This window comes from Shewanella sp. 10N.286.52.E4 (genome assembly GCF_041468785.1).
In the GTDB taxonomy this organism is placed as follows: Bacteria; Pseudomonadota; Gammaproteobacteria; order Enterobacterales; family Shewanellaceae; genus Shewanella; species Shewanella electrodiphila.
The window spans coordinates 1-19,463 of sequence record NZ_JBFRJJ010000047.1 but is presented as its reverse complement, the minus strand read 5'-3'; the positions used below and the strand labels follow the sequence as shown (position 1 = coordinate 19,463).

At 40.0% G+C, this 19,463-nt stretch carries 19 protein-coding genes; 8 read left to right on the top strand and 11 right to left on the bottom strand.

Annotation, left to right across the window (positions count from 1 at the left end):
• Window positions 1-61: 61 nt before the first annotated feature.
• From glmU to deoD, 6 genes are all read left to right on the top strand, one after another.
• Complete coding sequence (glmU, locus tag AB4153_RS19710) at window positions 62-1,426, top strand: bifunctional UDP-N-acetylglucosamine diphosphorylase/glucosamine-1-phosphate N-acetyltransferase GlmU (RefSeq protein ID WP_102529141.1); 1,365 nt, start codon at window positions 62-64, stop codon at window positions 1,424-1,426.
• A 142-nt stretch (window positions 1,427-1,568) separates the two neighbouring features.
• Entirely contained in the window at window positions 1,569-2,339 is a 771-nt protein-coding gene (locus AB4153_RS19705) for a DeoR/GlpR family DNA-binding transcription regulator (protein WP_303517392.1), read from the top strand.
• Between the two features lie 57 nt (window positions 2,340-2,396).
• On the top strand, window positions 2,397-4,226 hold the full coding sequence (glmS, locus tag AB4153_RS19700; RefSeq protein ID WP_371998452.1) for a glutamine--fructose-6-phosphate transaminase (isomerizing): 1,830 nt from the start codon (window positions 2,397-2,399) through the stop codon (window positions 4,224-4,226).
• Between the two features lie 145 nt (window positions 4,227-4,371).
• The gene (locus tag AB4153_RS19695) at window positions 4,372-5,142 is read left to right on the top strand and encodes a sulfite exporter TauE/SafE family protein (protein WP_371998451.1); all 771 of its coding nucleotides are present in this window, start codon (window positions 4,372-4,374) and stop codon (window positions 5,140-5,142) included.
• Window positions 5,143-5,532: 390 nt separating this feature from the next.
• Entirely contained in the window at window positions 5,533-6,759 is a 1,227-nt protein-coding gene (locus tag AB4153_RS19690) for a NupC/NupG family nucleoside CNT transporter (RefSeq protein WP_303517386.1), read from the top strand.
• Between the two features lie 53 nt (window positions 6,760-6,812).
• Window positions 6,813-7,523: a purine-nucleoside phosphorylase gene (gene deoD / locus AB4153_RS19685; RefSeq protein WP_371998450.1), complete on the top strand. Its 711-nt coding sequence runs from the start codon at window positions 6,813-6,815 to the stop codon at window positions 7,521-7,523.
• A gap of 93 nt (window positions 7,524-7,616) precedes the next feature.
• On the opposite strand, the gene AB4153_RS19680 is transcribed toward deoD, so the two are convergent.
• From AB4153_RS19680 to AB4153_RS19645, 8 genes are all read right to left on the bottom strand, one after another.
• Complete coding sequence (locus AB4153_RS19680; RefSeq protein WP_371998449.1) at window positions 7,617-8,411, bottom strand: hypothetical protein; 795 nt, start codon at window positions 8,409-8,411, stop codon at window positions 7,617-7,619.
• 203 nt (window positions 8,412-8,614) lie between these two features.
• Window positions 8,615-9,481 carry a helix-turn-helix transcriptional regulator gene (locus AB4153_RS19675; RefSeq protein ID WP_371998448.1) on the bottom strand — a complete coding sequence of 289 codons (867 nt, stop codon included), beginning with the start codon at window positions 9,479-9,481 and terminating at the stop codon, window positions 8,615-8,617.
• A gap of 115 nt (window positions 9,482-9,596) precedes the next feature.
• Window positions 9,597-9,959 carry a hypothetical protein gene (locus AB4153_RS19670; protein WP_102529149.1) on the bottom strand — a complete coding sequence of 121 codons (363 nt, stop codon included), beginning with the start codon at window positions 9,957-9,959 and terminating at the stop codon, window positions 9,597-9,599.
• A 236-nt stretch (window positions 9,960-10,195) separates the two neighbouring features.
• Complete coding sequence (locus AB4153_RS19665) at window positions 10,196-10,447, bottom strand: hypothetical protein (protein WP_102529150.1); 252 nt, start codon at window positions 10,445-10,447, stop codon at window positions 10,196-10,198.
• A gap of 135 nt (window positions 10,448-10,582) precedes the next feature.
• On the bottom strand, window positions 10,583-11,332 hold the full coding sequence (gene pstB, locus AB4153_RS19660) for a phosphate ABC transporter ATP-binding protein PstB (RefSeq protein ID WP_102529151.1): 750 nt from the start codon (window positions 11,330-11,332) through the stop codon (window positions 10,583-10,585).
• Between the two features lie 84 nt (window positions 11,333-11,416).
• Complete coding sequence (pstA, locus tag AB4153_RS19655; RefSeq protein ID WP_248956931.1) at window positions 11,417-12,316, bottom strand: phosphate ABC transporter permease PstA; 900 nt, start codon at window positions 12,314-12,316, stop codon at window positions 11,417-11,419.
• Between the two features lie 2 nt (window positions 12,317-12,318).
• Window positions 12,319-13,224: a phosphate ABC transporter permease subunit PstC gene (gene pstC / locus AB4153_RS19650; RefSeq protein WP_102529153.1), complete on the bottom strand. Its 906-nt coding sequence runs from the start codon at window positions 13,222-13,224 to the stop codon at window positions 12,319-12,321.
• A gap of 99 nt (window positions 13,225-13,323) precedes the next feature.
• Window positions 13,324-14,133, bottom strand: coding sequence for a phosphate ABC transporter substrate-binding protein (locus AB4153_RS19645; RefSeq protein WP_229370958.1), 810 nt, complete (start codon window positions 14,131-14,133; stop codon window positions 13,324-13,326).
• A 544-nt stretch (window positions 14,134-14,677) separates the two neighbouring features.
• On the opposite strand from AB4153_RS19645, the gene AB4153_RS19640 reads away from it, so the two are divergent.
• Window positions 14,678-15,877 carry a potassium/proton antiporter gene (locus AB4153_RS19640; RefSeq protein ID WP_102529155.1) on the top strand — a complete coding sequence of 400 codons (1,200 nt, stop codon included), beginning with the start codon at window positions 14,678-14,680 and terminating at the stop codon, window positions 15,875-15,877.
• Between the two features lie 32 nt (window positions 15,878-15,909).
• Here AB4153_RS19640 and AB4153_RS19635 read toward each other — a convergent pair whose 3' ends face one another.
• The 3 genes from AB4153_RS19635 to AB4153_RS19625 all read right to left on the bottom strand — a co-directional run bounded on the left by AB4153_RS19635 (window position 15,910) and on the right by AB4153_RS19625 (window position 17,724).
• Complete coding sequence (locus tag AB4153_RS19635) at window positions 15,910-16,122, bottom strand: DUF2061 domain-containing protein (RefSeq protein WP_102529156.1); 213 nt, start codon at window positions 16,120-16,122, stop codon at window positions 15,910-15,912.
• A gap of 267 nt (window positions 16,123-16,389) precedes the next feature.
• Window positions 16,390-17,292, bottom strand: coding sequence for a 1,4-dihydroxy-2-naphthoyl-CoA synthase (locus AB4153_RS19630; protein ID WP_229370956.1), 903 nt, complete (start codon window positions 17,290-17,292; stop codon window positions 16,390-16,392).
• 84 nt (window positions 17,293-17,376) lie between these two features.
• Window positions 17,377-17,724, bottom strand: a complete 348-nt coding sequence (locus tag AB4153_RS19625; RefSeq protein WP_371998447.1) for a hypothetical protein — start codon at window positions 17,722-17,724, stop codon at window positions 17,377-17,379.
• 171 nt (window positions 17,725-17,895) lie between these two features.
• Here AB4153_RS19625 and ccoG point away from each other — a divergent pair, with 171 nt between their 5' ends.
• A complete protein-coding gene (gene ccoG / locus AB4153_RS19620; RefSeq protein WP_102529159.1) occupies window positions 17,896-19,323 on the top strand; it encodes a cytochrome c oxidase accessory protein CcoG in 1,428 nt (475 codons plus the stop codon).
• The last annotated feature ends 140 nt before the right edge of the window (window positions 19,324-19,463 follow it).

The following is a 19,463-nucleotide window of genomic DNA, read 5'->3' as shown; positions in this document are numbered from 1 at the left end:
CGCCAACTAAACTGCGTTAAAATTAACGTATTAAAACTGAATAGTTGTTCAAGGAATCCCGATGTCATTAAATGTTGTTATTTTAGCTGCTGGTAAAGGAACACGGATGCGTTCTGACTTACCTAAAGTGCTTCATCCTATTGCTCATAAAAGTATGGTGCAGCATGTGATTGATACTGCTAATTCATTAGGAAGTGACGCTATTCAATTAGTTTATGGTTACGGTGCGGATAAACTTAAGAATGTATTAGGTGAACAGTCAGTCAATTGGGTACTACAAGCTGAGCAGTTAGGTACAGGTCATGCTGTAGCGCAAGCAAACCCAAATATTAATGATGAAGATACCGTATTGATCCTTTATGGCGATGTGCCTTTAATTCAACAATCTACTTTAGAAAAGTTATTAGCTGCACGCCCACAAGATGGCATGGCAATTTTGACTGTTAATTTGGATAACCCAACGGGATACGGCCGTATAGTTCGTGAAGGTGGCAATGTAGTAGGTATTGTTGAGCAAAAAGATGCTGATGCTGAACAGCTGCTTATTGAAGAAGTGAACACAGGTATCATGGCGGTACCAGGTAAGCAGTTAAAGTCTTGGTTAGGCCGATTATCTAATTCAAATGCCCAAGGCGAATACTATCTAACAGATATTGTTGCGATGGCGAAAGAAGATGGAGTTGCAATTGATACTGCACAACCAGAATCCGCTGTTGAAGTTGAAGGGGCAAACAACCGAGTTCAACTTGCGCAACTAGAACGAGCTTATCAAGCACGCGCTGCTGAAAAGCTCATGCTAGAAGGTGCTAACCTTCGCGATCCTGCTCGTATTGATATCCGTGGTGAAGTCACAGTAGGCATGGATGTGATGATTGACATCAATGTAATTGTTCAAGGTAAAGTCACCATAGGCAATAATGTCACTATTGGTGCTGGTGCAATTTTGATTGATTGTGATATTGCTGATAATGCTGAAATTAAACCTTATTCTATTGTCGAAGGCGCTAAGTTAGGTAAAGCTGCAAGTGCTGGACCTTTTGCACGTTTACGTACTGGTGCAGAGTTAAAAGATGATGCCCATATTGGTAACTTTGTCGAAATGAAGAAAGCAGTATTAGGCGTCGGTTCAAAAGCCGGGCATTTAGCCTACTTAGGTGATGCAACTATTGGTGCTGGCGTGAATATTGGTGCGGGTACCATCACTTGTAACTATGATGGCGCAAACAAATTTCAAACAGTGATTGAGGATAATGTCTTTGTGGGCAGTGATTCACAACTAATTGCCCCAGTTACCATTGGTAAAGGGGCGACACTTGGTGCTGGCTCTACCATTGCAAAAGACGTCGGTGAAGGAGAGTTAGTTATAACTCGGGTTAAGCAGCGACATATTGCTGGTTGGGCGAGACCAGTTAAGCGTCCTAAATAAAAACTAAACTTTATAAAAACGGCCTGTTATTTAACAGGCCGTTTTTTTATGTCTGATCAAAATTTAGAAAAACTGATTGAAATATTGTCAATAAAGTTTCGATTGATTATAATTATCTTTCGAAACGAAACTTTTGGTAGTTATGAATAAACGTAATACACAGCAACGTAGACATAATATTATTAGCATCTTATCCCAACAAGGTGAGGTAAGTGTCGATGAGTTATCGTTACGCTTTGAAACTTCAGAAGTTACCATTCGAAAGGATTTAGCAACGTTAGAAGAAGCTGGATTACTGCTGCGCCGTTATGGTGGTGCTATTGCTGTGCCTGATGAGGTTACGCAGCAATTTAGCGCTAAGATTGCGCCGAATAAGCTATCTATTGCCAAAAAAGCCGCGCAGCTTATTACAGATCATAATCGAATTCTCATTGATAGTGGCAGCACGACATCGGGTTTGATCCAACAATTAGATAATAAGCGCGGCTTATTAGTTATGACTAACTCATTGCAACTCGCCAATGCTGTTAGAGAACTGGAGAATGAACCAACATTATTGATGACCGGTGGCACCTGGGATCCCCACTCTGAATCCTTCCAAGGGCAAATAGCTGAACAAGTATTACGTTCTTATAATTTTGACCAACTGTTTATTGGAGCTGACGGCATTGATCTTGAGCGTGGAACGACTACGTTTAATGAATTAACAGGCTTAAGTAAAGTGATGGCTGAGGTTTCTCGCGAAGTGATTGTCATGCTTGAGTCAGATAAATTTGGCCGCAGGATCCCTAACTTAGAGTTAGCTTGGGAAAGCATCAGTGTTCTGGTATCAGATGACCGACTACCAGACGATATGGTCGAAAAAATTACTCAATATGGCGTCAAAGTATTATTGGCTCCATATAAAAAATAAATCAAATTACTTTTAATATTAGATTTCTAAATTAAGTGCAAAAATAGGTATTAAATTATGTGCGGAATTGTTGGCGCGGTAGCGCAAAGGGATGTTGCTGAAATTTTAGTTGAAGGTTTGAAACGCCTTGAATATCGCGGATATGATTCTGCAGGTGTCGCGATTATTAACCAAGGTGAATTGGGTCGCACTCGCCGAGTGGGTAAAGTTCAAGAACTTGATGATGCTTTGACTGAACAATCGTTAGTTGGTGGCACTGGTATTGCTCATACTCGCTGGGCAACTCATGGTGAACCAAGTGAGCGTAATGCACATCCACATTTATCTGAAGGTGATATTGCTGTAGTACATAACGGAATTATTGAAAATCACAATAAATTACGTGAGGTGCTCAAAGGCTTGGGTTACAGCTTTAGCTCTGACACAGACACAGAAGTTATTTGTCATCTCGTACATCATGAATTAAAAACACATGACACCTTACTTGCAGCTGTTCAAGCGACTGTAAAGCAACTTGAAGGTGCTTACGGCACCGTAGTGATTGATCGCCGTGATAGTGAGCGCATGATTGTTGCACGTAGTGGCAGCCCGTTAGTTGTGGGCTATGGATTAGGCGAAAACTTTGTTGCTTCAGATCAATTAGCATTATTACCAGTGACACGTTCTTTTGCATTTTTAGAAGAAGGTGATGTCGCCGAAATTACTCGTCGTGAAGTGAGTATCTTTGATGTTGATGGCAATGCGGTTGAGCGTGAAGTAAAAGAGTCAGAAGTGACTCATGATGCCGGCGATAAAGGTGAGTATCGTCATTACATGCTCAAAGAAATTTATGAGCAACCAACAGCGATAGCACATACACTTGAAGGTAGAATTGCTGCAGGTAAAGTATTGGACTCAGCTTTTGGTGAAAATGCTGCTGAGTTTTTAAAAGATATAAAGCATGTACAAATTATTGCCTGTGGCACGAGTTATCATGCTGGCATGGCCGCTCGTTATTGGTTAGAAGATTGGGCAGGTGTATCTTGTAACGTCGAGATTGCATCAGAGTTTAGGTACCGTAAGTCGCACATGTTTCCAAATAGCTTACTTGTCACCATTTCACAGTCTGGCGAAACAGCTGATACGTTAGCGGCTATGCGTTTAGCTAAAGATATGGGCTACAAAGCCACATTGACGATCTGTAATGCACCAGGTTCTTCTTTAGTTCGTGAGTCTGACATGGCTTACATGATGAAAGCTGGTGTTGAAATTGGTGTGGCATCTACTAAAGCCTTTACAGTCCAACTTGCTGGCTTACTCATGTTGACTACAGCTATTGGTCGTCATAACAGTATGACTGAAGAGATGGAAACTGAAATAACTCAAAGCCTACAATCTATGCCAGCTAAAGTAGAACAAGCACTAAGCTTGGATGATGCCATTGCTGAATTAGCAGAAGACTTTGCTGATAAACATCACGCTTTATTCTTGGGCCGTGGCGATCAATATCCTATCGCAATGGAAGGAGCATTGAAGCTTAAAGAGATTTCCTACATTCATGCTGAAGCTTATGCATCGGGTGAATTAAAGCATGGTCCACTTGCGTTAATTGATGCGGATATGCCAGTCATTGTCGTTGCACCGAATAACGAACTACTGGAAAAGCTTAAATCAAACGTAGAAGAAGTCCGCGCTCGCGGTGGCCTTATGTATGTATTTGCAGATAAAGATGCTGAGTTCGAGTCTGACGACACCATGAAGGTTATTCCAGTACCACACTGTGATGAATTTATGGCGCCGCTTATCTACACTATTCCATTACAGTTATTGTCTTATCATGTTGCCTTAATTAAAGGGACGGATGTAGACCAACCACGTAACTTAGCTAAATCTGTAACAGTTGAATAAATTTAGTGTTTAAAGGTAAGTTTTAAAAAAAGCAGCCATAAATGGCTGCTTTTTTGTTTTTACTTTATAACCTGAAACACATATGGTTATCAGAATTTTAAAGTTGGTTTGCACAAGTAAGTACCCATAAAAATAAGGCTATAAAGTGATATTTGAGATAACACTGTTGTTCGTTGCTGGGATAATCGGCGGAATACTTAATTCAGTGGCGGGTGGTGGTAGTTTCGTGACATTTCCGGCATTAATGTTTGTCGGGGTTCCCCCTGTTATAGCTAATGCGACCAATACTTTCTCCTCTTTTTTTGGCTACCTTAGTGGCGTTTTCGCCTTCAGAAAAGAACTAAAAGGTCACGGCAAAGAAATTAAAATCATTGTTTTAACGAGTTTCATTGGTGGCGGCGTTGGTGCATGGCTGTTGCTTTGGGCATCAGAAGACGTTTTTCAGAAAGCGATTCCGTGGTTATTGTTGTTTGCTACTTTGCTGTTTATATTCGGTAGTCAGATTAACCGTTTTGCTAAACAATTATCAAACCAAAGCCAATATGCTTCTAAGTTGGGTGCAGGCTTGTTGTTTCTAGTGTTATTGGCTATCTGTGTTTACGGTGGTTTTTTTAATGCTGGTTTAGGGATAGTGGGGTTAAGTTATCTAGCGCTAGCTGGTCACACAAACATTAATGTCATGAACGGCATTAAGCTGGTTATTTCGTCTTCAGTGTCGCTTATTGCTATCATTTGGTTCATTTATAATGATGCAATAGCATGGTTTGAGGGGGGAATAGTGATGGTAGGTACACTTATTGGTGGTTATATATCTGCTGGTATTTCAATGCGTATTCCACAAAAGTTGATGCGCCAATTTGTCATTGTTATGAGTTGTCTCATTACGGCTTACTTCTTCATTAAGACCTATATCTGATTTAACGTCCCTACTTTATTTACAAAAAGGCCTCTTCAGTAGAGGTTTTTTCACTCTGTTTTGAATATAAAAACATCAATTATCTGTAGTTAATTTTCAGAAAAGATCCTAAAAGTTCGCTTTTATCATTATCGCTTATTGGTCTGTATAGATATCTAATAACGCTTTCTTGTTGTTCATATATTGCGATTGTTTCTAGTTAGTTTTAATTGTGGTTTTTGGGTTGCTTTTGGGTGGGGGTGGTTGTTAGTTTTAGGCGTTTTTTTGCCCTGTTTTTATAGGTTTTCTTTATGAGTATAAAAATGTAATTCAAGTTGATACAAATAGCTTGAGTCCCGTTACTGCCCCGATACACTGCAAGCATCTAAATGCTTAATGAGTAAAAAATGTATGGAAGTTTTCATCAGTTTATTGGGTATGTGCGCATTGATCGGATTGGCCGTTTTATTGTCTGAACGTCGAAGTGCAATTAACCCAAGAACGGTTCTCGGTGCGCTTGCCTTTCAAGTAGCATTTGGCGCTTTTGTGATGTATTTGCCTATGGGGCAGACCTTGCTTGATGCAGCATCAAATGGTGTGATGCATGTAATTAATTACGGTAATGAAGGTTTAGCTTTTGTATTTGGTGATTTAGCCAAATTCAGTGTTGGTTTTATTTTCGTGATTAACGTGCTGTTTGTGGTGGTATTCATTAGTGCATTGATTGCAGTCTTGTATTACCTCGGCATTATGCAATTAATTATAGGTGTGATTGGTGGCGGGTTATCTAAGCTGTTAGGGACCAGTCGCGCTGAATCTCTTTCTGCTACTGCCAACATTTTTGTCGGACCTATCGAAGCACCATCTATGGTGCGTCCATTTGTAAAACATATGACTCGCTCAGAATTGTTTGCCGTGATGACAGGTGGGCTGGCTTCAGTGGCTGGTGGCACAATGATTGGCTATATCCAAATGGGCGTTGACATTAAGTATGTGTTAACCGCTGCATTTATGACGGCTCCAGCGGGTCTATTATTTGCCAAACTGATGTGGCCAGAAACTGAAACACCACGTAATGATATTAAAAAGGTCATGGAAGAGCAGGAAGACAAACCAACTAATGTATTAGATGCTGCAGCAAGTGGCGCTGCAATGGGGATGCAGCAAGTATTAGCTGTATCTGCACTATTAATTGCTTTTGTTGGTTTAATCGCCATGGTTAATGGTTTGATTGGTGGTATCGGTGGCTGGTTTGGCTACGCTGAACTCACCATGCAAGCGATATTGGGTTACTTCCTTGCACCATTAGCTTGGTTGATGGGAGTACCTTGGAGTGAGGCAACCCAAGCGGCATCATTTATTGGCCAGAAAATGGTGATTAATGAATTTGTTGCCTACATTGATTTCTTAAAAGTCGCTGATGACTTATCGCCAAAAACTCAAATTATTATCAGCTTTGCTTTGTGTGGTTTTGCCAACCTTGGTTCATTAGCAATGGTAATAGGTGGTTTAGCGGCTTTGTGCCCTGAGCGTCGTCATGACTTGAGTGCTATTGGCATGAAAGCCTTAATTGCTGCAGCGCTTGCCAACTTAATGAGCGGCACTATTGCTGGCTTACTATTTAGCCTAGCAAATTAATTTTAACTGTATGTTATGCCTGTTGAGATAACAGGCTTTATCGGAGTAACAAGATGACCCCACATATCAACGCCCCAGAAGGTGCATTTGCAAAAACTGTGTTAATGCCTGGCGATCCTTTGCGTGCTAAATATATTGCGGAGAATTTTTTAGATAACCCAAGGCTTGTGACCGATGTGCGCAACATGTTGGGTTATACAGGCGAATATAATGGTAAAACTATTTCAGTAATGGGTTCAGGTATGGGGATCCCTTCGATTTCCATATATGCCAAAGAATTGATTACTGAGTATGGTGTTGAAAATATCATTCGTATTGGTTCATGTGGTGCAATTAGTGACAGTATTAAACTCATGGATGTAGTTATGGCAATGGGTGCAAGTACAGATTCTGCAGTTAACCGTACACGTTTTGCTAATACTGATTTTGCGATGATTGCCGACTATGGTTTATTACGCTTAGCGACAGATGCTGCGGAAAAACAAGGGGCGAATTACCATGTCGGTAACTTGTACTCTTCTGATTTATTCTACTGTGAAGATGAAAGCCGTTACGACTTAATGGAGAAATACGGCATTTTAGGTGTCGAAATGGAAGCCGCTGGTTTATACGGTGTTGCAGCAGAATATGGTGCTCGTGCACTTGCAATGATGACAGTGACTGACCATATAAGACAAGGTCTTCACTTAACTGCTGAAGAACGTCAGCAAACGCTTAATGAAATGATTAAGCTAACTTTAGAGGCGGTTAGTCATATCGAATAACTGCGTTAGTTTAGTTTTAACATACAAAATGCCGGACTTAACTCTACAGAGGTGAGTCCGGCATTGTTGTTTTATCAGCGATTAAATTAAATATTAAAAACCAAATTTTCCGTTACTGTTTTGCCATTCAGCTTGGGCAGGAATAGTTTCAATGGTGTCCCAATGCTCAACGATTTTTCCATTATCTAGGCGAAACAAATCATAAAAAGCGACGTGCTGGTTCATGAATGTTCCTTCACTAATGGAAAGCACAAAGTTGCCTTCTCCGAGTACTTTATGGTTTTTGGTCACAATCATAGGCATATTAGCTGCGGCAAGTTCACCTAAGGCTTTGCCTAACCCACTTAGACCATCTGCAATTGCTGGGTTGTGTTGGATATAAGCATTGTCGTCATTATCAATAAATTGATTAATCTTGCTCATATCGCCTTCCATTAATATTGTTGCGACAAAATCAGCGACAATTGCTTTATTCGAATCTGTTTTATCTAAATCTGTTATTTCCGTCGCGCCATCAAGTTGGGTTCTGCCACTTGGGTTGCTTGGTGCTACTGCTTGAAGATTGTCCCAGTGCTCAACAATTTTTCCTTCTTCAAAGCGAAACACATCAAAGCCAACTTTAGGGCCAAAGAAATTATATTCGGTGTGGGTGAAGGTATATTCACCATCTTGGAATGCACGTTTAACTTTGGCTTTTGCGCTTCCTTCGGGAAGCTGCTGCAGCACCGCCCCAAAGCCTGCTAATCCATCTGCTACCGCTAAATTATGTTGGATATACTTTTCTGGGTTGATGTAACCAATGGCTGTTTGCTCGCCTGTTTCGATACTTGAGATTACCGCTACAGCTTTTTGCTTATTAGATAATGATTGTGCGCTTGAGTCTGCCATAGTTATTACTTCCTGATTTGATGTACATGCGATAAGGCTAAAAATGCTGGCTGCTATAAGTGAATGTTTAATAAGGTTAGGTGTTGTCATTGTTTTGTCCTCAATTGGCTTGAGAGCAATATTAGAGATCAGTGGAGTAATTGGGCAGAGTGTATTTAAGTGTAAAAATGGTAAATATCGAACCTAAAGAAAGACGCTGGTGGTTAACTAACCTGCTTTAAAAACTGATTTGGTGTGATATTAGTTTGATTTTTGAAGTACTTAACAAAGTTGCTAGCATCGTCAAAACCAAAGTCATAAGCAATTTGCTGGGAAGGCTTTTTACTTATGACAATATGGCGTTTGATTTCTATAACGGTAAAAGCATCAATCATTTGTTTAGCTGTTAAGCCAGTTGCTAGCTTACAAATGTGATTCAAGGTTTTATAAGTTGTATTAACTTGGTTGGCATACCAGCTTGCATCTCGGGTTTTACGGAAGTGTTGCTGCATTAACTCAAAAAAGCGTGCAAGTTTAACATTTTGATCTAACGACATTTTGTCATGTTTTGCTTCGGGTCGAACCCGGTGTAATATCAAAGCAAGAGCTGAAAATAAATACATGATAACTAATGGATCAGTTTGTGGGTGATTAACCTCTAATGTTATTTGTTCGATTAATAAATTGGCTCTCTGGCAAGTCGGTTGATCCAGATTGAATTGAGGTGAGTGTTGCTGATTAAGATGTGTTGGAGTGTACTTAGGTAAGCGCATATTAGCATGTACCTGATCTAAAAATGCTTGCGTAAAAATAAGTACTTTACCCTGCGGCTTAGCAGAGAAATCAAATGCATGGACCTGTTCTCGCTGGACCAGTAATACAGAACCAGCACTGAAAGAGTAATCATTGAAATCAATCATGTGCACTCCCTCGCCTTGCTCTATATAAATGAGCATAAAGAAATTCACTTTATGGGGGAGCTGTGGGTTGTGGTCGATATTGGCTCTTTGATATATCGAGGCGAGCTCAATAACCTCGAGTTCTTCTTCATCTGATTGCTGATGGTTAAAGCCAATATCGGGTATATTCAATGTTAAACTCCACTAATATAATAATAAAAGTGTAGTGGAATTTAGCTGCGTCTAGCAAGTCATGAAATTGAAGCTCATCATTGCTAGGCTGCGTGATAATAAAATGATTAAGTGATTATCTCATTCCTAAATTCGCAACGCTGCTATCTTGAGTATATTGTATGGCTTCTTTGCATAAATTAAATTTGTTGTCTTCATCTGACGCTTCGAATTTTGCAATATATAAATCTAATTCATCGCTTGTGCGTTGTGTCATCATCATTTCTTCAATACCTGTTTTATATTTATCAGCCATTAATTTTTTGATGATAGCTGTTTGGCTTGCTGACTCTTCAGATTCAATGTCACTATAAAATGCATCGCAGATCATTAATCCTGCCATGCCAATAGCATCTTCTGTTGATAGTTGTTGAGCGGCTGATACTGGTGGCCCTATAAGTAAACAGCTAGCAATAGCGACTGAGATCAATCTTTTCATTTGTTACCTCTTTTCACACTAAAAAACGTTCTATAAAAATCGAGTTTATGATTAGAAATATTAGCTAGAAATCAGTAGATGTATTGATACTTGACTCAATAGGTTGGCAGTTTTTAGAGTTTTTTATTTATTAAATGACTCAGTTTATTGAACTTGAGCTAACAATTATGTTGCAGCTATAAATGTCGTGAAAAAGATTATTGATAAAGGGTGACGTATCTTCATCAGGATCTAAGTCATTTCATGGTGACTTTGCCGCCAATCATTTTAAATGCAGGGGTGCCACGGACTAAACAATCTCTAGCAAAGGTGATGCTGCAATTAGGGCAGACACAAGCAGTTTTGGTGTAGTCATCGACAATACGCTCTTTAAAGCACTTCACTAACGCACCTTTTCCGCCTTTGCGGTACTTAAACAGCTGGGCTTTACATTTAGCACAGAAAATATCAACGGTGCGGCTTGGGCCTTTCGGGTTGGGTTTTGCCACTTTGAGCTCATAAGGGAAATAGTTAATGACTAAATGGTAAAGCAAAGCTTGCTATTAGTATTGTGTTTGATATTAAAAAGCCTCCATTTTGTGGAGGCTTTATAGCTTTATTAAGGCTCAAACTATCGGAATAGGTTAACCAAACTCACCACTAACATACCCTTGAGTACGTGAGTCTTGAGGGTTATTAAATACTTGATGTGTTTCGCCTTGTTCAACCAACTCACCCATCCAAAAGAACGCGGTTCTATCTGAGATACGCTTTGCCTGGTTCATTGAGTGGGTCACAATTACGATGGTGAACTTTTTGCGTAACTCATCCATTAACTCTTCAATTTTATGGGTCGCAATTGGGTCAAGTGCACTGGTAGGCTCGTCCATTAAGATGACTTCAGGCTCCATAGCAATAGCACGGGCAATACAAAGACGTTGTTGTTGACCACCAGAAAGACCAAATGCTGGCGTATTCAAGCGATCCTTCACTTCTTCCCATAATGCTGCGCCGCGAAGTGATTCTTCTACTACTTGATCAATTACTTTTTTATCTTTAACGCCTTGAGCTTTTAGACCAAAAGCAATGTTTTCATAAATACTCATTGGGAATGGGTTTGGTTTTTGAAAAACCATACCAACACGCATTCTTAAGTTTTTAACGTCTACATCGGCATAAATATCTTCGCCTTCAAATGCGACAGTACCAGTGATTTTTACGCCCGCAACCAAATCATTCATTCGATTTAAAGTACGAAGTAGCGTTGATTTACCACACCCAGAAGGACCAATTAATGCGGTGACTTGGCGTGATGGGATATTGATTGAAATATCTTTTAGTGCGTGGTTCTCACCGTAGAATAAATCTAAGTTGTTTACTTCAAGTTTGTTCATTTTCAGGCCTTTATCTAACACGACTTTTTACGTGTTATTGCTATTTGTTTATGACTATTCGTTTTATGACTATTTGCGTATTGATTAAGATTGTTTATTTAATCGGGTCGCAATCACTTTGGTTGTTAAATTCAATACCAGCACTAATACAATCAATATGGTTGCAGTTGCGTAGGCTTGATCCCACTCATGTTGAGTAAATAACTCTTGGGTTAACTTATATAAATGAACGGTCAATGTTCGGCCTGAATCTAATACTGATTCAGGAATCTGAGTCACCATGCCGGCGGTTAAAAATACCGGTGCAGACTCTCCAATAACGCGGCCAGTACTTAAAATGACTGACGTGACAATACCAGGTAAAGCGCTCGGTAAAATGAGACGCCAAATGGTGTAGATTTTACTGCTTCCTAGCGCATAACCGCCTTCACGGTAACTCATAGGAACAGCCATTAATGCTTCTTCAGTGGTTCGGATAATCACGGGTAAAATGAGCATTGCGAGTGTTAGTGCACCTGAAAGGATAGAGAAACCAAGTCCTAAGGTAGTCACAAAGAATGTCATACCGAATAAACCGTAAACAATAGAAGGAATACCCGCTAATGATTCAGTACAAAAACGAATGACTTGCACGAACTTACTGCCAGGAGCCGCGTATTCAGTTAAGTAAATTGCCGTCATAATGCCTATAGGCGCAGCAAAAGCTAATGAAAGTAGCACCATATAAACGGTTGAAACAATCATTGCCCATATACCTGATGCTTCACCGATTCGGGTATAAGAACCAGTGATAAATTCCCAGCTTACATGGCTTAAACCATTAGATAAGATGTGCCATACCACCCATAGTAAAAATAAGATGGTGATGCCTGCTGCTGCCCAAATAGCGCCATGCAGCAATTTATCCTGGTTTTCTCTCGATAGTAATGATTTCGAGTCTTTCAGTGTCGAAATAGTCGAGTTTGATTGAGTAAACTTAGACATGATTAGTAAGCTCTCTTGCGGTTTAGATATAACAGTGAACCGTTAAGCAATACGATAAATGCTAATAGCACTATACCGGTAGCATATAAGGCACTTGAGTGGATGCCTGTTGCATAGGACATTTCCATCGCGATATTTGCAGTTAATGTTCTTGCTGGTTCAAGCAATGAGCCTGGCATTGCTGGTGCATTCCCCATCACCATGATAATTGCCATCGTTTCGCCAATAGCGCGCGCAACGCCTAAAGCTACACCAGTTAAGATGCCACTTTTAGCCGCAGGGATGAGTACTTTAAAAATGCTGTAAACATGTGATGCCCCAAGTGCTAATGCGCCTTCTTTGTAGACCGAAGGCAATGCTCTAATTGAGGTTTCTGAAATAGTAATTACAGTTGGCAATATCATAATCGCCAACACAATGATCCCCGCTAAAACAGTGTTACCTGCAGGAATATTAAATAGAGTTTCGATAGCTGGAACAATAATCACCAACCCGAAAAAACCGTAAACAACAGATGGGATACCTGCCAGTAACTCTACGGCTGGTCTTACTAAGTCTGCTAGCCATTTAGGTGCTATTTCAGCAAGGAATACCGCAGTAAGGATGGCAATAGGAACACCGATAATAACTGCGCCTGCAGTTGAGATTATCGAGGCGACTATCATTGGGAAAATGCCGTATAGCGCTGGTGGCAACCACTCTTTACCTGTTACAAACTCGGTTACCCCAGCTTCTTTGAACGCTGGTAAACCTTCATTAAATACAAACCATCCAATGGTAGAAACGGATAGAACGCCAACCATAGCGCAACATAGGAATAGACCATGAAAGAAGATTTCTTTTATGTCCACGGTGTTCTTAGGTGCAAGTTGTAGTCCTGTAGATTGGACTTTAGTTGCTGTATTCATCATATGCCTCAGGGTCGTACTGATGATTAAATCATTTAAATATTTGTAGAAACTACAAAAGAGGAGCGCAAGCTCCTCTTAAAAACTTAGTTGTAATAATTACTGAACGCGGATGTAACCTTCTTCAGCAACAATGCTTTGACCATCTTCAGACATGATGAAGTCGATAAAGCCTTCTGCGTTCGGGTGTGGTTTGTTATTCACTAATACGATGAAAGGGCGAGCAATTTGATAGTCGCCAGCTGCGATGTTTGAATCACTTGCTTCAACACCGTCAACATTTAAGGCGCGTAGTGAGTCATCAACACTGCCCAATGAGATATAGCCGATTGCAAATGGGTTGTTAGCAACGATGGTCTTGATCATACCGTTACCGTTACCTACCTGAGCAGTTGGTGTAATAGCCGTTACTTTGTGGCCATTAACCGTACGTTGTAGCTTCATGATTTCTTCAAATGCGCCACGAGTACCTGAACCGTTTTCGCGAGTAACGACAACGATTGGGCGAGACTCACCGCCAACTTCGCTCCAGTTTTTGATTTCGCCGCGATAGATTTTTGAAATTTGTTCTTGAGTTAAGTTCTGAACAGGGTTTGCTTTGTTTACTGCTGCAGCAATACCATCACGAGCAATAACGATTTCTTTTGTTGTATCGTTTAACTCATTCTCTTTAACGTTACGAGAAGACATACCAATCATGCTGGTGCCGTCTTTCGCTGCACGAATACCAGCAGAAGAGCCAGTGCTTTGTACTTCAACGTTCTTTTTAGCAGTGTTTTGATAGTTCTCTGCTAGCACTTCCATAACGTGTGCAACAGATGTTGAGCCAGATACTGTTACAGTACCAGCTTGAACAAGAGGTGCCGTCATTAAGCCAACAGCAGTTAATAAACCAATCACTTTTTTCATCACAAATTCCACTTATTATTTGTTTCAATATCCGTCTTGGATATCTGAAGTTAGGGTGCTTCTTTCAACGCTGTAATTTGAAGCGAGTGCATTAAGACAGATCAATATGACAGTAAAGTTACAGTGGAATGGGGTGCTTTATTTTCTATGTTACGCATCTAAGGTTATGTTTTTTATATGTTACTTAAATGTTGGTGCTTGTGGTTTGTTAACTATAATTTAGCAAAAAGATATGAGGTTTTCTTAAGTGAGGCTAAAGTTTTGTAGTGCGCAGCCTGGCTGTTTTTTTGTCCGTTAGGTGTAGAAATTTAACTGACTGAATAGTTTTGTGTTAATAGTTGTTTAAGGCTATTTTAAGCTTAGCTGTAAGAAAAGTGCTATATTGTGCGCAAACTAATATTGGTTAATTATTTTATTAAAGTTTTATTACAGTCGTGCTTTATAGTCCGTTAAGTTATAAAACTCTCTACCTTTATAACTTTGGCTTTTACTCCAAAAAGCTAATCCATCAAAATGCGCTTATTCAATTCCTAAAGGTGGCTTTATGACAACCGAGATGATCATGATTGGAATGTCTATTCTGATTGTTATTGGCATTCTATTACATCACCCATCTCGTACGCTTGGTATTCCGTCGCTATTTATCTTCATGGGCGTTGGCTTATCACTGGGTAATGGTGAGTTTAACTTTGTATATGACAATTTAGACAAAACGGCTTGGATAGGTGGGCTTGCTTTAAATGTGATTGTTTTTGTGGGGGGCTTAAACACCTCAACAGCAAAAATTAAGGTGGCATATAAAGAGGGCGGAGTATTAGCCTCGTTTGGGGTTGTTTTTACTACGATTATATTTGCTGCAATACTGTACTTATTACTCGATTTTAATTTTATTACCTGTTTGTTGTTCGCGGCAGTCGTGTCATCAACCGATGCTGCAGCTGTGTTTTCAATTTTGGAATCTAAAAAACTCAAGTTAAAAGAAGAAACCGATACGGTTTTGGAATTTGAATCAGCAACCAATGACCCTGTAGCTATGCTAATGGTGATTGTGCTGACAGAAATGGCGCTTTCATCGACGCAATCAGTGACACTGTCGTCGTTAAGCTTAGATTTAGTCACTCAGATATTGGTCGCGGTAGTTGTTGGCTTTTTGATTGGTAAAATTGCAGTGACCTTATTGAGTAAAATAAGCTTATCTGAATACGGGCTCATTCCTGTGTTTGTCTTGGCGAGTTTTATTATTGCGACTTATGGTGCGGAATTAATGGGAGGCAATATTCTATTGGCTTCTTACATTGCTGGCGTGGTGATTGGTAATGGGATTAAACGGGGTCAGCAGGTTAATTTGCACTTCTTTAACAGCCTATCGTGGTTAGCACAGGCGTTGATGTTTATTGTATTGGGACTACAGATTTTCCCACAAACATTAATGACCGTATTTTGGGCGTCTATTATCCCTGGCTTGTTATTAATTTTTGTAGCAAGGCCATTGGCCGTGCAACTGTGCTATTTACCTTTTGTAAAAGCAACCTGGAAAAAACGACTATTTATATCCATGATCGGGTTAAAAGGTGCAACGCCAATTGTGTTTGCACTTATACCTGCAGCAGCAGGCGTACCTGGCGCGATTGATATCGTGCATATGGTGTTCTTTTTTGTGTTGTTTTCTATCTTTATTCAAGGTGGCGCAATCGCACCGTTAGCTAAAAAATTGGGTTTAGAGAAAGAAACTCCGCCAAAATAGCTTCGCTATAACGCTTTCAATCAGAACAAAGATTATGAAACAGCAATACTGGCCAAGTCATTATTAGCTGTTTCATTTGCTTCAATGCGATTCCAGACTTTGTCATGGAAATAAAACACCACTGTATTCACTGCAGGTTCAATTAAAGCGACCGCCCCACCAATGACAATACTGCCTGTTAGTAGGTAGGTAATCGTAAAAGCGACGCTGAAATGTAAAATTGCGAAAGAGATAGTTTTTTTCATGATTAAAGCCTTTTCAGTATTGGTGTTGATTTGATTTAAATGATAACAGTTCTTATTATCATTTAAAGTGTTTTTTACCAATTAAGACGAAAGGTTTATTCGATTAAGGTTTTGTAGGTGTATTTTTTATACTACAAACAAATAAAATCAGAGTTTTGGTGGGTTTTATTCATGTTTATGCTCAGAAGAAACATTGGGAAGTTAGATAAACCCTCTCAATAATTGCAGAGGGTTAATCTTTGAAGCTAGGTTAGTGAGCGAGTGGCGTTAATAATGCCAAGGGAATTTAGAAAAATCCTGATCGCGTTTTTCAAGGAATGCATCACGGCCTTCTTGAGCTTCTTCAGTACCATAAGCAAGACGAGTTGCTTCACCTGCAAATAGTTGCTGACCCACTAAGCCGTCATCTGGCAAGTTAAAGCCATATTTAAGCATGCGCATTGCAGTAGGAGACTTACTATTGATTTCTTTTGCCCAAGATAATGCTTCAGTTTCTAGTTCGGCATGTGGTATAGAACGGTTTACCATGCCCATATCAAATGCTTCATCTGCAGTATAATTAAAACCAAGGAAGAAAATTTCACGAGCGCGTTTTTGGCCAATCATTTTAGCTAAGTAAGCACTGCCGTAACCTGAGTCAAAACTGCCTACATCCGGATCAGTCTGTTTGAATACCGCATGCTCTTTTGAGGCCAAGGTTAAATCACACACCACGTGTAAACTGTGGCCACCGCCAACAGCCCAACCAGGAACAACAGCAATAACCACTTTAGGCATAAAGCGGATGAGTCGCTGTACTTCTAATATATGTAGACGACCCATACGTGCGACATCAGGTTTACCTTCTTCTGCACCTTCATATTTATAGCCATCTTTGCCACGAATACGCTGATCGCCGCCAGCACAGAAAGAATGCTGTCCCTTAGCCGAAGGGCCGTTTCCAGTAATTAACACACAACCAACATCAGACCATTGGCGAGCATGATCTAGTGCGGTGTAGAGCTCGTCTACAGTTTTAGGACGAAAAGAATTAAGACAATCTGGACGATTAATCGCAATCCTTACAGTGCCTTGGTCTTTTGCGCGATGGTAAGTGATGTCTTCAAAGTCGAAGTCGCTTACCGTGTTCCAAAGTGATGGGTCGAAAATATCGGAAACCTGTTGAGTCATTTTACTAGCCTTTTTCAATCGAATATCCAAAGGCTAGGCTGAATTAAATCTCAGGTCAATTGACAGATGTCAGGAAAGTTAAATTTATATCTTGTCACAGATTAATTGCAGGTTTTCTTTGCCAATAACTGGGTGTCTAGCACCAAAGCCGCAGTAGTCCTCTTTAAATGCTGCCACAGTATTATTATCAGTAAAGATAGCTTTGAATTCAGAGGCCTCTTTGTCTGAAAGTCTTTCTATTACACCTGAAGGAATTGCAATAACCTTCTCACTCTTTCTTATGATCTTTGTGCCTGTCATTGATGTCACCTTGTCATCAGCGCTGTTTATGACAGACTGAATTTCAGCAATAGGTTCATCTAATTTATTTGTTTCGGTCGCAAAGTAGTAAATAACACCGCCAATCAGTGCAATAAGGATCCAGCCTCTCATCATTTAGTCCAATTAAAGTGAATAACCATGAATAATACGAGTATAATATACTCAATTAACACTCTATATACGAGTGTGTAGCAGTTAATAGGTTTTTTTGACTAAAAACGATAACTTATATTTGGTAACTGCCACTTTCTTTGCCCCTTTTATAAGTAGTAAGGCATTAAGATGACACAAGAATCTACACCTAAAGATTACGCCAAACAAAAACGGATTAAGATCCACCAACCCGATGCCAGTAAGGCAGATAGATTTAATCCGAGTAATAGTATTTATGTTCGTGCAGTGACAGGTTTATGGACGACTGTTAGAAGGCGTATTGGCTGGGCAACCATGTCATTCTTTTTAATATTACCTTGGCTGCCTTGGGGAGATCGCCAAGCGGTTTGGTTTAACCTAGCAGAACAGAAGTTTCATATTTTTGGACTGACTATTTGGCCACAGGATTTAACCTTACTCGCAGCACTCTTTACGATTGCCGCATTTGGCTTGTTTTTTGTGACGACTTATCTTGGGAGAGTATGGTGTGGTTACACGTGTCCGCAAACCGTGTGGACCTTTATCTTTATTTGGTTTGAAGAAAAATTTGAAGGCGCACGTAATAAGCGAATTAAATTAGACCAAATGCCATGGAGCTTTAATAAGCTATGGCGAAAAACCGCCAAACACACCTCCTGGATACTTATCTCATTATTAACTGCAATGACCTTTGTGTCGTATTTCGTACCAAGTCGCGAGGTGTATATAGATGTATTTACCTTAAATGCTGATCTAAGCATTTATTTCTGGGTGGTGTTTTTTACCTTTGCTACTTACGGTAACGCAGGTTGGATGCGCGAAATTATGTGTATCCACATGTGCCCATATGCACGATTCCAAGCGGCGATGTTTGATAAGAACACTTATATAGTGGGTTACGATAGTAAACGTGGTGAAACCAGAGGGCCGAGATCTCGTAAAGCTGACCATAAAGAAATGGGCTTGGGTGACTGCATTGATTGTGACTTGTGCGTGCAGGTTTGCCCGACTGGTATCGATATTCGCAATGGACTTCAATACGAGTGTATTAACTGCGGAGCCTGTATTGATGCCTGTGACACTACAATGGAGCGCATGGGCTATGACAAAGGCTTAATTAGTTATACAACCGAAAATAAACTGGAAGATGTTAAAGAGACGATCGTAAGACCAAAACTGATTGGTTACGGCGTAGCATTAACAGTGATGATACTAGTGTTCGTTTATGCCAGTGCCACAATCGCACCTTTGCGTATGGATGTGATTCGTGATCGAAACGCCCTTTACCGTATCACTAATGATGGTTTAGTTGAAAATACCTATACTTTGAAACTGCTCAACAAGACCGAACAAGCTCAAGAGTATCAACTCTCAATGGACGGTTTAGAAGGATATGAGTGGAATGGACCAAAACAAGTTGCAATCAAAGCGGGTGAAGTATTAACACTACCTATTAGTATTGCAGTAGATCCTGGCCAATTGGAACGAACAGTGACAAAAATTAACTTAGTCGTTGACGCCAACATTGAAGGTAAAGCTGTGACTATTAAACAAGAATCAAGATTCTTTGGTGAATAAATGCTGCTATAGCTGGATTAAGGGACTATTTAGTCCCTTTTTTATGCGTTTCGTTTAAAAGTTCATCTGTCATTCATGTTTCTGTCATTTTCTTTTAAAAAGCCCTTGCGCGAAAATCTGATTTGCCTATAATGCGCATC

Coding starts and splice junctions, on each gene's coding strand:
- AB4153_RS19645 (WP_229370958.1), bottom strand. CDS start 14,133: ATGAAAAAAGTGATTGGTTTATTAACTGCTGTTGGCTTAATGACGGCA.
- deoD (WP_371998450.1), top strand. CDS start 6,813: ATGACCCCACATATCAACGCCCCAGAAGGTGCATTTGCAAAAACTGTG.
- AB4153_RS19635 (WP_102529156.1), bottom strand. CDS start 16,122: ATGAAAAAAACTATCTCTTTCGCAATTTTACATTTCAGCGTCGCTTTT.
- pstA (WP_248956931.1), bottom strand. CDS start 12,316: ATGTCTAAGTTTACTCAATCAAACTCGACTATTTCGACACTGAAAGAC.
- AB4153_RS19640 (WP_102529155.1), top strand. CDS start 14,678: ATGACAACCGAGATGATCATGATTGGAATGTCTATTCTGATTGTTATT.
- pstC (WP_102529153.1), bottom strand. CDS start 13,224: ATGAATACAGCAACTAAAGTCCAATCTACAGGACTACAACTTGCACCT.
- ccoG (WP_102529159.1), top strand. CDS start 17,896: ATGACACAAGAATCTACACCTAAAGATTACGCCAAACAAAAACGGATT.
- pstB (WP_102529151.1), bottom strand. CDS start 11,332: ATGAACAAACTTGAAGTAAACAACTTAGATTTATTCTACGGTGAGAAC.
- AB4153_RS19625 (WP_371998447.1), bottom strand. CDS start 17,724: ATGAGAGGCTGGATCCTTATTGCACTGATTGGCGGTGTTATTTACTAC.
- AB4153_RS19705 (WP_303517392.1), top strand. CDS start 1,569: ATGAATAAACGTAATACACAGCAACGTAGACATAATATTATTAGCATC.
- AB4153_RS19670 (WP_102529149.1), bottom strand. CDS start 9,959: ATGAAAAGATTGATCTCAGTCGCTATTGCTAGCTGTTTACTTATAGGG.
- glmS (WP_371998452.1), top strand. CDS start 2,397: ATGTGCGGAATTGTTGGCGCGGTAGCGCAAAGGGATGTTGCTGAAATT.
- AB4153_RS19690 (WP_303517386.1), top strand. CDS start 5,533: ATGGAAGTTTTCATCAGTTTATTGGGTATGTGCGCATTGATCGGATTG.
- AB4153_RS19630 (WP_229370956.1), bottom strand. CDS start 17,292: ATGACTCAACAGGTTTCCGATATTTTCGACCCATCACTTTGGAACACG.
- AB4153_RS19680 (WP_371998449.1), bottom strand. CDS start 8,411: ATGGCAGACTCAAGCGCACAATCATTATCTAATAAGCAAAAAGCTGTA.
- glmU (WP_102529141.1), top strand. CDS start 62: ATGTCATTAAATGTTGTTATTTTAGCTGCTGGTAAAGGAACACGGATG.